Raw genomic sequence first — 13,165 nt, forward strand, 5'->3', positions numbered from 1 at the left:
TTTTTTTTCTCACTCAGGAAGGGAGATACAAACTACCCTGCCGACGATGCTGCTTGTCCTGCTCTGGCCGTCTCGGTGTTCATGTCGGTTGATTGTATTGTCTGCTGGGGGAACCCAAGCATCTCCCGCTCAGCCTCCGTTAGCCATTGCTGGACCGCTTTCCGCTGCTCTTTGGAAAGTCGAGAATAAGATACCTGTTTCTGATAGAACGGATCGAGAACAGCTGCCTGCATCCAGCTCAGACTTCTTCCCGTACCAGTACTTACCGTTGTGGTTGAAACTGTCCCGTCACATCCTGATGGGTACTTCACCCATACCCCGTTGCCGTTAGCGTGAGACACAAGGTGCTCATCGCTTGTCTTGCCGTCGTTAAGAATTAGGACGTGGGTAGCGGTTGGTATCCAATCAAACCAGTCGTTCGTGAGCTGTTCGAGTCGCTTGCACTGCGCCTTCTGTTTCGCTCGTAAGTAGCGCTCCAGATCTAAATGACGAGCGACATAGTTCGTTACTTGAGCGCGGTCAGCGTCGTCATCGAGGTCAAACTCATCAATTGCATCACCAGAGAGTATTCCGAGATCAGCAAGCATGTGGGCGATTGGTTGCTGATCCTGAATCACAGACGGGATGGTGTATCCATCACCAGTGTTGCGGTCGTCGTCGAGGTATCGCTCGAAAGTCCGTTGGTGGGATACGACATCGACTGTGTTTGATGTTTCTACGTCGACGGCAGCGGCGATACACGGCGAACCGCCGATCACGATTCTTTTGAGGCGGTTTCCAGACAGACGGATCGTTCCCCGAATAGACGATAGGCCGTCCACGATCTCGCGAGCCAATTGAGAGAGATCTGCGATACATCGTGGATTGTCTACGATACCGCTTGGGACAACCGCTGCTGTTCGACTTGGGTCAATACCTGTAGTTTTGGCTCCAATTTTGATTCCCATAGGGGCTTATATCCTGAATCATTTCGCCGAGGGTGGCGAGCAGTTCTCGTGTGGCTGTTACAGCACGAAAATGGGGTATCTGATTCAGGTCTCTCCAGATGTCCACCCCTTATGAAAGTACGCTAAGGCTTTGTCAGACTTGAAGAGGATGCCACTAGGAGTGTGGATGAGGAGTTGGTCTTCAGGGATGGCCTCCGCGGTGCCCTCCGCCCGAAGTTTACGAACGACGTTCGCGGCTTCCGATTCGTCGATAACGAGTGGTGGCTCTCCGCCTGTTGTGAAGTCGGTGTCTTCGGCTATTGCTTCCCGCTCAGCGTCTGCTGCGTCGGTATGCGTGGAGTCATGCTGGTCTACCATTATCCTCTGCCCACTCTGGGGAAATAAAAACCTTGCTGGCCTCAGGTGGTTATCGGAGTCGTTTGCGACAGCTGACCAGACGTGCTGTCGACGGGGATGACTTCACGTTCGACGAGCGTTGTCGTCCGGATTCTGTCCTCAGGATGGTCACCGTCGTAGTGAGTGCTAATTGCGTCTTTCACGGGTACATGACCGGCGGCAACAGTTTCGGTGTGACCGCACGGACAGCAGATTTTGTATGCTTCAGGGAGGACTCCGAGTTGGTTGAGGATCGAGTCGAGCGCTTTCCAGTATTCTCGCACATCATCGACATCACCAGCTTTGTCCCACCCGGCGTGAGTACTGAGTGAGTAGGCAGGGCCGTCTTCTGGGTCGTACCACAGGTGGACCATCGCGAACGGAACATCACTTTTGAATGTGAGAACGCCCCCTAATGATGACCCGCTAACACGAGCTGGTGGCGTCCCCAGTGCCTTGTCTGAGTTGATACTGTCGGGAATATCGATATCGGTGTTGTACTGCTCGGCATTACGCTGGTAGATCTTGTCTCCGAGTAAGTGGCTGAGCGTATTGCTGAGGTGCTGTACTTCATCTTTCGTATCGAGGGTGAGTTGGAGTTTGGTAACCATCGGTTTGAGTTGGTGTTCCTTCGAACTGATTCACGAACGTTCTCTTTTTTTCTCTGAATCGATTACTCTTCACTTCGGACAGAGAGTATAAACTACATTCACGACTCTACCGTTTGGTGCGATTGCCTATCGATTGAATCGTACGTTGCTACTTCGATCCTTGACGGAACCGTAGCAAGGTCTGTAATGGTGGTATACGTCGCGCCTTCGGGGAGATAGTACGTTTCGTCACCAAGCCATAGTTCGACTCCTCTATCTGCGTGCTCCTGTTCGTCGAGTAGGGCGTTGTATGGGAGAACCTCAACAGAAACAGACGAGTACCCGGAGCCATCATGAACTTGGACACTTGTGGGTTCATCAAAAACTAGCAAGCCTTCTGGGTCTGCACTGAGGCCTCGATAACTCATTTGGATTGCTTTTGAAGTCGCTGCTCTTCGATCTTTGCCTCGGCTCTGTCTGCTTTCGCATTTTCTTCACGCTGAGTGCGAATATCAGTTGCATCCATCTCTGCGTTTACGCAGTCATCGCTATGGTCATTTTCGTCGTGGATGATCTCTTCACAGCACCCACATTCTGGAGCAGCAGGTTGGTTCCACGGAGCTCTTGACGTGCCAGAGCTGACGCCTGGCGGATATCCTGACATAAGTGTACCCTCACTTCCTCTGGAGGGATATAAACAGATTCAGCGGTGTGCCTCTTGTATGAGTTCTTGTCGGCTGAATTTAATATCCTCGGCGAGACTAAAAATTCGGTTTGCGTCGTCGGGAGAGTTTGATAGGTAGGCGTCGAGTTCTTTAGCAATGAAGCAGGATATACAGAGAACGGCCTGTTTATACGAGAATTGCTTGACCGATTTCGATGGGGTCATTCGCTGAGTTTTCTCGAGACTCTCAGAAATTACGTCTGTCCCAACAGTCTCTGCTATCGACACGCTCCAATTGCTGAGGAAAGTGTTTTGATAGCAGTGTTCTGGTTGTGGAATCATCTGCTTGAGACTCAGAGCAGTCAACTCGACGGTCTGTGTTGGCCGCAAATGTTTTTGCGCAATCTCCCGTGAGAGACTGTCGACAAGTACTCTATCGACGAAATTCCAAACCCGTTCCTCTTCGATTTCTGACCGGATATCAGGGCGTTTGGTTTGTGGCGATTGCACGTTCATTTATGAATTCTGGAGGTGTTGAGTATGTATGACTACGTTTTGGGATATAGTCTTTGAGTAGTAATTATCAGATTTGAATATTGAAAGACGCATGGGATGTCTGCGCCATATATACAACAATTAGCTTAATTAATTCTTCTGGTATCATGCTTACTTTGATACATCTCAGCGAACTGGTTTTTGTACCATCATATAGTGTGAAACACCCTTACGGTGTTCCATCAGAGAAATGAAGCCCGTTGCTGTGCCTCCTCTTGAGCATCAAATCCAGAGTCGGGTGCTGACGTGACGATTGCGGTTCGACTGCTCTGACGAGACTCGCTAGTAGCTGACGGCCATCCACGTAGAGCCGATGTGTCTTCTGGCCAAATCACACGGTAGGAGGCGGTTGTCTTGACGTCTTTGAGAGCTTTTTCGAGTTCTGCTCGTTGGTCTTGTTCGACCTTTACTTCGATAGAGAGGTGGCGGCTATCTGAGCCATTGCCAGTCCCAACATCCTTTGGTTGATGTGATGTGCTGAATCCTCGTTGGCTGAGGAATTGAGCAATACGCTTGATCTCTGTCTGAAGATAGGATCGCGCTTCAGTCCCTGAGACACTGCTTGATTTTGTGCTTGGTGCCATCTCTATTATACCCTCTACCCGATATGGGGAGAGAAAAACACTACAGGACAGGTTTGGAGTTAACCGTCCGAGAGTATGGATTTTTAGTATATGATATCATATCGGTAAATATGCCGAACGACCATCTCCTAGACCGGATCGATAGCCTTCGTGATGATGTTGAAGATAACCAAGTCGAAGAACTACTTGATATACTCGTGAAAATTTGCGGAGAGGCGGCTACGACCAATGAAACTGTTGACGAAATCGCTGACCGGCTCACGTATGTTGAAAACACCGTTGGAGTTGGGACCGATGGGAGCGTTGAAGATTTGACGACTCCCAATTTCGATTACCGGGATGTGGCTGTCTTCCAGGTAATTCAGGCGTGGAATCCGGAACAGGTGTCAATCACTAAAATTCAAGAGATCTATACCCGGCAAACAGGCATGCAAGAAAAAACCATGATCCGAAAACGAACTAAGGAGCTTGTAGATAGAGGCCCATTTGAAAACGTGGACGGGACAACTTGGCAGTTCACCGCTCATCAACCAGACGGTCGCGTAGAGCTAGATGAGGCTTAGCCCCGTCCGCGAGTTGGTTGAGAACCCTGTCCGTAGGCGAATAACGTCCCGTTTTCACGGTTCATCGTCTTCTGTGGGTCCATGTCAATGCCGTGATTGAACGCTTCGATGTCGACTTTTTCAGGCGTCTGTTCGTTGAGTCGGGTAAGCGTACTGTTTTCAACTGATGTTCGACTCGACTGTATCATAAATGCGATACCGTAGAACCAGTTTTCACGGAACATCTCGCGACGTCTCCAGGCGTAGTCCACTTCGATATTTCCGTTGAACGGTGTTCCGTTCGGACTGTACTTTTCTATGAGGCGACGGTCGTGGGATTCCTCTTCGGCTTCGTTCCGGACTGAGACACCGCCGTGGTAGTCAATCTTGACGGTGAACGAACTCCATGCCGACTGCGGATTCGTGTTCTTCCATACTACCTGACGTTTCCGTCGTTCGTCGACGCGCCAGTCTCCAAGCTGCGCTGGCAGTTTAACCGGGACTGGGGCGACGAGCATTTTGTCCGGATGCTCGATGTCCTCTGGCTTCCTGAGGTCGTAGGGGTCTTGGAAGTCGTGGGGGTTGAGTTCCTTCATCGCGGCGGTCGCAAGCGTGATGATGGTGTCTGTCCGAACGACCTGTTGCGGGACATCGATTTCGTATAAGTACTCGTCGATATTCTCGCCAGTCAACACCCCTTCACACGGAGTGGATAGACGCCATGTGCTGTACCCGCCGCGCCATTGGGCAGTGATGTACGTACTCTCTCCATTTGACCACTGCATCCGTGTGACGAGGTTCGTGGGAAGTGTAGTCTGGTCCTTCTCGTAGGTTTTCGTCTCAGTAAGTTCCCAGCCATTTACGGACGATGGAATGTCGATATCACTTCCCTCGGTATAGCGGTCTCGATAGTCCTGAAGATTGCTTCGAGAAACGAGTTCGATGTCGGTCCGTGAGAAGTATGCGGTCGGGGAGTCCGATGGCGTGTTGCTGTACGTCGGCATCCGGGAGATGGATGCCGTATTGTTGCTCAAGAAGTCGATCTGATTTTTGTATGTCTGAGATTTCTGACTTTTTGTTCCTCCCCACACTGCCGATGTCGTCGCTTCGAACCGGATGATATCTCCAAGTTGGTAGACGACTCCGTCTGGAGCGAGCACGGATAGTGTCTTGTTGTTCACCTCCTCAAGGATGGTAGCTTTCGCTCGCTTGGTTTGTTCACCACGCGGAGTGAAATTGTAGTCATCCCACGATAGGGTCTTCGCGAGACGCGTGATCTGCTTGCCGGCTAGGGCTGAAAATAGTGTTTCGTCTCGTTTCCGGATCGCGTCTCGGAGTTTGTCTCGGTTGTTGATGTGGTCTAGTTGCTTGTTGTTGTCGTGCAAGATGTACTTGAGGAGTGGTGATGTGTTTGGCATGGCTGTTTCTCGGGACTATTCTCGAACGATGGTGGCCTTCTGCCTGAACTTCTGGAACTCGTTCTTGTCGACCTCTTCGCGGCGAGTCCGAGGGTTGTGTTTTGAGCGGACCAGATATGATCCTGTTTCAACTCGTTCGCTTCCTTCTGCTGAGACGTATTTTAGGGCGGCTGTCTTGGTGTCAAATCGCTTGATTTCGATACCCTTGTTGGGCTTGATGCCGTTGGAGCCGCCAGTTGCGACATATCGACCTCGAACCTCGGTTCGAGAGTAGCCACCTCCTCGGTGTCGGTTCACTTTTTCAATCTTGTCGGTGGCCGCGAGCCCGGTAAGTACCCATTCTGACCCGTCCTTGTAAACTCCAAAGATCGCGTAATCGGTGTCATCACCGCGGGCTACCGATGCTGGCTTCGTACTGAACACGAGGTCTTCAAGCCCGTTTTCACGGAGGCGGCGACGATGCCGGTTGATTTTGTTTCGAACCTGTTGCTGGCGGGTCTTCCCACCGCCGTGTTTCTGTGCATCCGTTCTGTATCCGCCTCTTCGCGCCATTGTTATTGGGTGTCGAGTGAGTTACGTTTGTGTCTCTGTTCGTCTACATCTGTGCAGGCCGTTGGCTCATCGTTGTCCCACGGGCAAGTACTGAATAGCTCAGGAGAGCGCTCACGTAGACGCTGGTAGCTTTCCTTTGAGATGAGGTCTTCCGGTTCGAATGATCGTTCGAACCGGATGTACGATGGGTCAACGCCCATCCGTTGGTATCTGGCAGGCCGTTGCAGCGACACGTAGGGGCAATTGACGTGACCGATTGTCTCACTGCACAGGTCTATGATAACTGGGCTGGTAATCTCGTCTATGGGATGGTCTGCTTCGTCGACGCTCCTTGGGTGGATTTCGACCCAGAAGTGTATTCGGTCTGTTTGCTCCAGTTGGTCAATGGTGTCGATCTTGAGTGAGTGACCTTGCGTGGCGGAGACTGCGCCCCAAACCACGTATGGTTCGTATCCGCGTTCAAGGAGGATCTTCGCGATGTGATAGGCGTTCTCGTGGCAGTACCCATCGAGAACGCGCCGGTTATCGGACGGAGAGCAGTCTTCCCCGAGTTTACGGGTTATCAGAGCGTCTCTCATCTCTTTGACCGTCGCGACTATCTTGTTCGGTATTCCTGGTTGGTATTCGGGTGTCGGTGACATGATCTATAATTCTGCGAGTAGGCACGTTATCTCCTGCTCACTACCTCATTCCCCAGTGGAGGGATAGAAACTAGCAGCTGGGTTCCACGGAAGACACAGGAACGTGCTCTGATTAGGTGTCTGTAGCGAAGTCTTCCCACGTTGCGTGACGACTGAACCACCGTCCAGCAGTCGCGATGAGTTCTTCGTCGGTGTAGTCCTCAGCGTTGTTGCCACTGGGGACTTGGAGCTTCATACGATCGGCTTCTTCACTTGGAGTGCGCTCGATTGCGATGCGTATGTAGCCTGACCGACTTTCGATTTCGATGAGGCCAGCCTCGTCACCGACTTGGAGGTCAGTCAGTTCCGTCCCGAAATGCGACTCAGCTTCGCACTTCATTTTAAACCGCTCTTTGATTTCGTCCAGCATCATCTGGTAGTCGGCTTCCGTGTACGTCTGCTGATGTGGCAAGTTGGACTGTGCGTACTGCTGAAGTTCGATTAGCTTGTCATCGCTGAGCGCTTTCAGTTCTTCTCGGTCAAACCGCGGCTCAAGTCCAAATTTCATTGACTCTCATTCCATTGGAGCATAAAAACCAACAAGCGTTATTTGGTGGTGAGGGTAAGCTCTGCGATCAGTTCTCCATCTGGATATGAATCCTCTGACCCCTTGGAAGTCGAATCTGCGCTAAGAAGCAAACGGGGAGTCTGCCTTTCAGTACGCTGCCGACAGGTATCCGAGCAGTAGGCGTGAATTTGCGGGAACCGCTTCCGTGATTCTAATGTGGATGGCCCCTGCTGTGGGACTGACTCGTAGTCGTTCGACTGGGATTCCGTCTGGTGCTCGTATGAAACGATCTGGAATGTAGGTGGTTCCAAAATCTCTCCGTCTTGGCGATAAGTATTCTGTACCCCGGTACATTCTTTGGGTTCTGCAAGGATGTGCGCGCCACAGCCGGTACACGTCAACTCGACGTGATGAGCCTTCGGTGTCTGGTAGCGAACAGATTTAGAGAATACACCACTTGGCGACCACTCGGCAGCATTGAGGACTGAAGCCAGAGGGGAGAGCGGCTCGATAATTTCGGCCTGCGTGCTGTCCGTTCGGTATATCGGTGTTTCGTGCCGTCTGTTCGACGGTGGTGGGGAGAGGACAAGCTCACGACGGTCTGATTGGGCATTCAACGGTACCGGTCCGCTCTGGTTCGCGCCCAAGAGTTCCGATCTGGTCGGAAGGTCGTCGACGTCGACATTCGGCCAGATGCCTTTGCTGATCCAGAAGTGCTTCGCGTTCAACAGCGAGTAGCGGATGAGGTCCCTCGCGGGAAGATACTGATCGCGTAGGTTTCGGTGCCATCCCCCAGCCGCAGAAGCGTAGTCTCCGTGCTCTTCGGCGTATCGTTGGTAACCGTTCCAGTCGAGGCCGGCGATGTTTGCAGGTGATTCGCCAGTCACCCACTCCTTGGTGAGTGCGACGATTTCCTCGTATGTGGATAGAGGTGTCCCGCCGAGGATGTGCAGTCGATTCTCGATACTTCTCCACTTCCGACGGGAAGCAACATCTATTGCTTGGATTTGGGACGATCCGTTCGCGTACCCGAGTACGAACTCGGAGGGGATGTCCTCAAGAACACCACTGCATTTGGGAACGAGCATCAGTTCCATCTCCGGAAATGATTCCCAGATTTCGTCAGCCGCATCTAAGTAGGACTGGAGGTCGTCTTCGTTGTAGATGTCGCCCAAGACTGCAATCTCAGGTTCGAACTTGAGGGCTCTTTTGACGAACCGCTCCAGATCGGCGTCTTGGTAATTATTGTCGAGAAAGTGGATTGGGAGACGGACTTCATCTGGCGTCCATTGGTAAGAGGAGTCCTCTCGATGGCCGATACTAAAGCCAAGTCGTGCTGCATCGAAGACGTAGGGATAGCGTCCGGTGAATACGATCCAGTCGGCGCTTCTCGCGGCGGCGACGTCGTCTGCGAGTGACGGAGCAGATGGCGGAGTCTCAAAGCCCAGTTTGGGCCTGCAGTCCGATTGACCTTCATTAGTATTGATTGTAGACTGAGGGACTGCTATGCCGTAGTCATCCAGCTCAGATTGTCCAGAACTCATCTCAAGATAACTCCTCCAGCTGGAAGGGAGGAGAAAAACTAACTGCTCCACAGAGAATACATCGCTGACAGGCGCAACTAATAGAGTACCGCGTGCATCACCGCTTGAGGGCTCGGCGAGCTTGGAGACAGCAGACTCCGAATAGAAGCCACGCGAGAGCGCTACTTACGCCGATGACGGTGAGAGAGAGCAGAGCGGTCGTTTTCGACGCTTGGAGCTTTCTCTGGGTGTGTCGGCGCGATGGTTGGCAAGTTTTGCGTTGAACTCTTGTTGTGGATCATTCGGGTTGTCCATGGCGATTAGGCGAAGGCGAGAGATGACGGGCTCGCCTCCGTGTCCTCGTCATCTTCCATCCGGATCTTCTCGTATGCGGCTTCGAAGTCCGAGGTCTTGACGACAGTGCGCCCGTCCCGGATTGCGAACATTCCGGCTTCTGTGCAGATTGCTTCGATTTCCGCACCGGAGGTATCTTCGGCCATCTCTGCGAGGGCTTCGAAGTCGATATCGTCTACGGTGTTCATCTCTCGCGAGTGGATCTCGAAGATCTGCTTACGGCCGCTGACGGCGGGTTTTGGGACCTCGATTAGACGATCGAAGCGACCAGGGCGCAGTAGTGCATCGTCAAGCATATCGAATCGGTTCGTCGCCGCGATGATTCGGACATCGCCTCGGTCGTCGAAACCGTCGAGTTCCGATAGGAGTTGCATTAGGGTCCGCTGCACTTCAGCATCACCGCTGGTCTTTGAGTCCGTCCGCTTGGACGCGATTGCATCGATCTCGTCGATGAAGAGGACGGCTGGTTCGTTCTCACGAGCGGTCTCGAAGAGGTCCCGAACGAGTTTCGAGCCCTCGCCTATGAATTTGTGGACTAGTTCGGAGCCGGCCATCTTGATGAATGTCGCGTCGGTCTGGTTGGCGACGGCCTTCGCAAGCATCGTTTTTCCAGTCCCCGGCGGGCCGTGTAGGAGGATTCCGGACGGCGGGTTGATGCCTACCTCGTTGAACATCTCAGGCGATTTGAGAGGCATCTCGACGGTCTCACGGACCTCTGCCAGTTGCGTGTCCACGCCGCCGATGTCGGCGTAGGTGACATCCGGCGATTGGTCGATCTGCATCGCCTGCACGCGGGTATCGGTTTCCGAATCCATTACGTCGACGATGGACAGAGCGTTGTTGATCGTGACGCGGTCGCCGGCTTCGATGCGTTCTCGCTTCTCGTCGGTGACCTCCGTGAGCGCTTCCTGATTGTTTCCGTGTTGCTTGATTACGAGACCGTCGTCCGTCACTTCCTGTACCGTCGCGATGAACAGTGGATCATCCTTGAGCTTCTGGTTCTCTCGACGGAGACGGTCGGCCTTCTGTTCTTGTTTGTTCCGCTCGGCATTCGCGTCGACGAGCTTCATCTCCAGTTGCTCGTTCTGTGAGCGGAGCATCTCGTTTTCTTCCGCCAGTTCCTCTATGCGGTCCTCTTGAGTAGCAGACTCGCCGTCGAAGCCAAGCTCAGTCTGTTCTACCTCATTGGAGTCTGTGGAATCGTTCATTCACCCTGGAATGTGACGCTTTCGCTTATGAAGTTTCGGGGATAAGGGGTCTGACTATAGCTGGTTGTGCATTGAACAAAGTAGACTACAGTATGTGGAAAGAGGTAACACGACGAAGTGGGAACGAATCTATAACAGAGTGTTGCAGCGGAGATAGCTATGGCAGGTCAGAAAGCACAGGGTCAGGGTACAGATTGGCGGGATATCTTTCCCTACGACCCATACGACAAGCAAACGCGAGGTATCACGACTGCGATTGATATACTCCGGGACAATGGAGTATATCTTCTCGAGGGACCGTGCGGAACCGGAAAGACCTTGATCGCACTCACAGCAGGGCTGACACTTGTCAGGAATCCGAACACGAAGTACCAACGAATCCTCGTCATCACGAGTAAGAAGCAGCAGATCCGGGCGTTCGAGGACGACCTGAAAGAGATTAACGCGCATGGAGGCGATTTTGAGGGACTGACTCTGGTTGGGAAGGCAGATGTCTGTCCGTTCGTGGACGCGGGTGTGGTTGAGTCCAAGGACATCTACCACAAGTGCGACGAACTCAAGGAGAACACGGACCGGCTGATGAGAGAAGCGTCAAATGACGGAGTTGTTGAGGTTAAGGCTGAAGCCGCCTATGAGCTCGCAGCTCGTGCCGAGTCCGATGCCGAACCACTGATGGCTGGTGGAGCGAAAGCACCGTATCAAGACTCTATCCCAGTAGCGGAGGGTGAAGAGTACTGCCCTTTCTTCGCGCAACATTTCGCCAACGACTACCAAGACAAGCAACCGGTGACTGTCGATGAGGGGATGACGGCTATCGAGACGATGGCGAACGGCGTTCGCGCTGGAACGTGCCCACACATCGCGATGAAACAGATGGCGACCGGAGGCGATGTCCTCATCGGGAACTACGCCCACGTATTTGCCCCCCTGACCGTGGAAGGATTCACGGGACGCGTAATGAACGAGGAAACGCTCCTCATAGTCGATGAGGCTCACGAACTCGTTAGCGAGGTTCGAGACGAACTTTCGCACGCGGTTACGATGAACACGCTGAACTACGCGATTGGGGATGTCTCGAAGGCTCTCAAGTGGTTGAACGGAAATGGATATCACCGAAAAGTGTCGCTCGTTCGTGCGATGGAGGAGCGAGGGAGTTTCGAACAGAACCAGATCAAGGCGCTCTACGTTTTCCTCAAGGAAATCAGGCAACTGTTCGCTAATCGTATTACTGAGTTCTTAAAACAGGAATATGGCTCGAATTGGAAGCGAGCGATACGTGCTGGGCCAGACGCACTATCAGAACACTCAATCCAGATTCAAAACGAGGAAGGGAAGGACGGTGACATCCTTGAGCGGTGGGTCGACGCAAACGCTGAGGAGGGTGACTGGGTCCAAGCGCTCTATCTCTCTTACGCTGTAGGCAGTATCCGAGATGCTGTCGCTCGGAAAGTTGAACACAGGATGCCTGAAGGCGATTTCGCAATCACAGAAGTCCGAGAGCTTCTCCACCGATGGCTGATCGGTAACCATACCGAATACTTCCGCGAAATCCTGCTGATTCCAGAAGAACCTACTTCGGATATCCCAGACGATTGCCCGTGGCGAGCTGGCTTCCGTGCAGAACTCAAGGTGAACAACTGCATCCCTGAGAAGGAGATCGCCGCCACGCTCGACGCCTTCGGTGGTACTATCCTCCAGAGCGCGACGTTGGCCCCCATCGACGTGTATAGCGAAGAGACCGGTGTGGACCTGCTAGAGGAGGGTCTTCAACCCTCCCACAGCCTTGTGACCAAAGCAGCGGCACGCTACAACCAGGATCAATCCAACACCTCTCAACAGTCAGTGGATGGTTCTAATACAGAGGACGGTGGTGATGGGGGCGAAGACGATGAGTCTAAACGGGAGACGCTTGATCCAGATGAGCGGAAGCGTCGTGTAGAGAAGTCGATGTTCAAGATGGACTTTCCGAAAGAGAATCGCGCGAGCTTCGCGGTTGACGTACCGAAATTTACGTACTCGAATCGGTGGCCCCCTGAGGAGCATCGTGATCTTCGCGACCAGTATAACGACATCATCACAACCGTCGCAACGACGACTCCAGGAAACGTTTTGGTATTCATGCCGAGCTACGCTGAGGCTAACTGGGCGGCGCAGGTTCTTGAGAAGAATCAGGCTGTTTCGAAGCCGGTTCTCTCTGATGAAAGCAGTTCTGACGCGGAAACAGAACGATTGAAACGCGAATTCATCAGTGGTGAGCCGAAGGTGTTGACGACGGGGCTTCGCGGAACGCTCGTCGAGGGTGTTGACTTCTCTGGCGACAAACTGTCTGGGGCAGTTATTTGCGGCGTCCCGATTGCTCACACGGGCTCGGAATTGGCAGAAGCGATTGAAGCGGCATACGGCTACCGATTTGGTGGTGGGAACGGATTCGACTACGCGTATACGGTCCCCGCGATCCGCAAGACACGGCAAGCGTTAGGTCGCGTGATTCGGGGGACGGACGACATCGGAGTCCGTGTTGTGGCGGACGAGCGGTACGCTCGCTCGGACCGATTCAGCGACGTTCGAGAACATTTCCCCAAGCACGTCAGAGATGAGTTTACACCAGTAAAACCGGGTGAGCTTCAACCGAAATTAGAACAATTCTGGCGCTCTCAACGGTGAG

Annotated in this window: 11 protein-coding genes; 2 read left to right on the forward strand and 9 right to left on the reverse strand. The window is 52.9% G+C overall.

The features are described from left to right. Positions 1–32 precede the first annotated feature (32 nt). The 3 genes from AV929_RS22045 to AV929_RS20265 all read right to left on the reverse strand — a co-directional run bounded on the left by AV929_RS22045 (position 33) and on the right by AV929_RS20265 (position 1,933). Entirely contained in the window at positions 33–947 is a 915-nt protein-coding gene (locus tag AV929_RS22045; RefSeq protein WP_155120774.1) for a hypothetical protein, read from the reverse strand. A gap of 84 nt (positions 948–1,031) precedes the next feature. Further along, positions 1,032–1,304, reverse strand: coding sequence for a hypothetical protein (locus tag AV929_RS20260; RefSeq protein ID WP_064289127.1), 273 nt, complete (start codon positions 1,302–1,304; stop codon positions 1,032–1,034). Positions 1,305–1,345: 41 nt separating this feature from the next. Then, positions 1,346–1,933, reverse strand: coding sequence for a hypothetical protein (locus tag AV929_RS20265; protein WP_064289128.1), 588 nt, complete (start codon positions 1,931–1,933; stop codon positions 1,346–1,348). Positions 1,934–3,825: 1,892 nt separating this feature from the next. Between AV929_RS20265 and AV929_RS20275 the strand changes: the two genes are divergently transcribed. Then, positions 3,826–4,278, forward strand: a complete 453-nt coding sequence (locus AV929_RS20275) for a hypothetical protein (protein WP_064289130.1) — start codon at positions 3,826–3,828, stop codon at positions 4,276–4,278. Here the strand turns inward: AV929_RS20275 and AV929_RS20280 are convergent. The 6 genes from AV929_RS20280 to AV929_RS20305 all read right to left on the reverse strand — a co-directional run bounded on the left by AV929_RS20280 (position 4,275) and on the right by AV929_RS20305 (position 10,500). Beyond that, positions 4,275–5,675: a hypothetical protein gene (locus AV929_RS20280; RefSeq protein ID WP_064289131.1), complete on the reverse strand. Its 1,401-nt coding sequence runs from the start codon at positions 5,673–5,675 to the stop codon at positions 4,275–4,277. The genes AV929_RS20275 and AV929_RS20280 overlap by 4 nt on opposite strands. A gap of 15 nt (positions 5,676–5,690) precedes the next feature. Then, entirely contained in the window at positions 5,691–6,227 is a 537-nt protein-coding gene (locus AV929_RS20285) for a hypothetical protein (RefSeq protein ID WP_064289132.1), read from the reverse strand. Positions 6,228–6,229: 2 nt separating this feature from the next. Further along, positions 6,230–6,868 (reverse strand): hypothetical protein, encoded by a 639-nt coding sequence (locus AV929_RS20290; protein ID WP_064289133.1) that lies wholly within the window; start codon positions 6,866–6,868, stop codon positions 6,230–6,232. Between the two features lie 112 nt (positions 6,869–6,980). Next, on the reverse strand, positions 6,981–7,415 hold the full coding sequence (locus AV929_RS20295) for a hypothetical protein (RefSeq protein ID WP_064289134.1): 435 nt from the start codon (positions 7,413–7,415) through the stop codon (positions 6,981–6,983). Positions 7,416–7,453: 38 nt separating this feature from the next. Continuing rightward, on the reverse strand, positions 7,454–8,959 hold the full coding sequence (locus AV929_RS20300; protein WP_064289135.1) for a DUF6610 family protein: 1,506 nt from the start codon (positions 8,957–8,959) through the stop codon (positions 7,454–7,456). Positions 8,960–9,258: 299 nt separating this feature from the next. Continuing rightward, entirely contained in the window at positions 9,259–10,500 is a 1,242-nt protein-coding gene (locus AV929_RS20305) for a proteasome-activating nucleotidase (protein ID WP_064289136.1), read from the reverse strand. A gap of 159 nt (positions 10,501–10,659) precedes the next feature. On the opposite strand from AV929_RS20305, the gene AV929_RS20310 reads away from it, so the two are divergent. Beyond that, the gene (locus tag AV929_RS20310) at positions 10,660–13,164 is read left to right on the forward strand and encodes an ATP-dependent DNA helicase (protein ID WP_064289137.1); all 2,505 of its coding nucleotides are present in this window, start codon (positions 10,660–10,662) and stop codon (positions 13,162–13,164) included. The last annotated feature ends 1 nt before the right edge of the window (position 13,165 follow it).

The organism is Haloarcula sp. K1 (genome assembly GCF_001647155.1).
Classification (GTDB): domain Archaea; phylum Halobacteriota; class Halobacteria; order Halobacteriales; family Haloarculaceae; genus Haloarcula; species Haloarcula hispanica.

Excerpts from the sequence above, each read along its gene's own strand:
- AV929_RS20285 (WP_064289132.1), bottom strand. The coding sequence starts at position 6,227 with ATGGCGCGAAGAGGCGGATACAGAACGGATGCACAGAAACACGGCGGT.
- AV929_RS20280 (WP_064289131.1), bottom strand. The coding sequence starts at position 5,675 with ATGCCAAACACATCACCACTCCTCAAGTACATCTTGCACGACAACAAC.
- AV929_RS20295 (WP_064289134.1), bottom strand. The coding sequence starts at position 7,415 with ATGAAATTTGGACTTGAGCCGCGGTTTGACCGAGAAGAACTGAAAGCG.
- AV929_RS20300 (WP_064289135.1), bottom strand. The coding sequence starts at position 8,959 with ATGAGTTCTGGACAATCTGAGCTGGATGACTACGGCATAGCAGTCCCT.
- AV929_RS20275 (WP_064289130.1), top strand. The coding sequence starts at position 3,826 with ATGCCGAACGACCATCTCCTAGACCGGATCGATAGCCTTCGTGATGAT.
- AV929_RS20260 (WP_064289127.1), bottom strand. The coding sequence starts at position 1,304 with ATGGTAGACCAGCATGACTCCACGCATACCGACGCAGCAGACGCTGAG.
- AV929_RS22045 (WP_155120774.1), bottom strand. The coding sequence starts at position 947 with ATGGGAATCAAAATTGGAGCCAAAACTACAGGTATTGACCCAAGTCGA.
- AV929_RS20290 (WP_064289133.1), bottom strand. The coding sequence starts at position 6,868 with ATGTCACCGACACCCGAATACCAACCAGGAATACCGAACAAGATAGTC.
- AV929_RS20265 (WP_064289128.1), bottom strand. The coding sequence starts at position 1,933 with ATGGTTACCAAACTCCAACTCACCCTCGATACGAAAGATGAAGTACAG.
- AV929_RS20310 (WP_064289137.1), top strand. The coding sequence starts at position 10,660 with ATGGCAGGTCAGAAAGCACAGGGTCAGGGTACAGATTGGCGGGATATC.
- AV929_RS20305 (WP_064289136.1), bottom strand. The coding sequence starts at position 10,500 with ATGAACGATTCCACAGACTCCAATGAGGTAGAACAGACTGAGCTTGGC.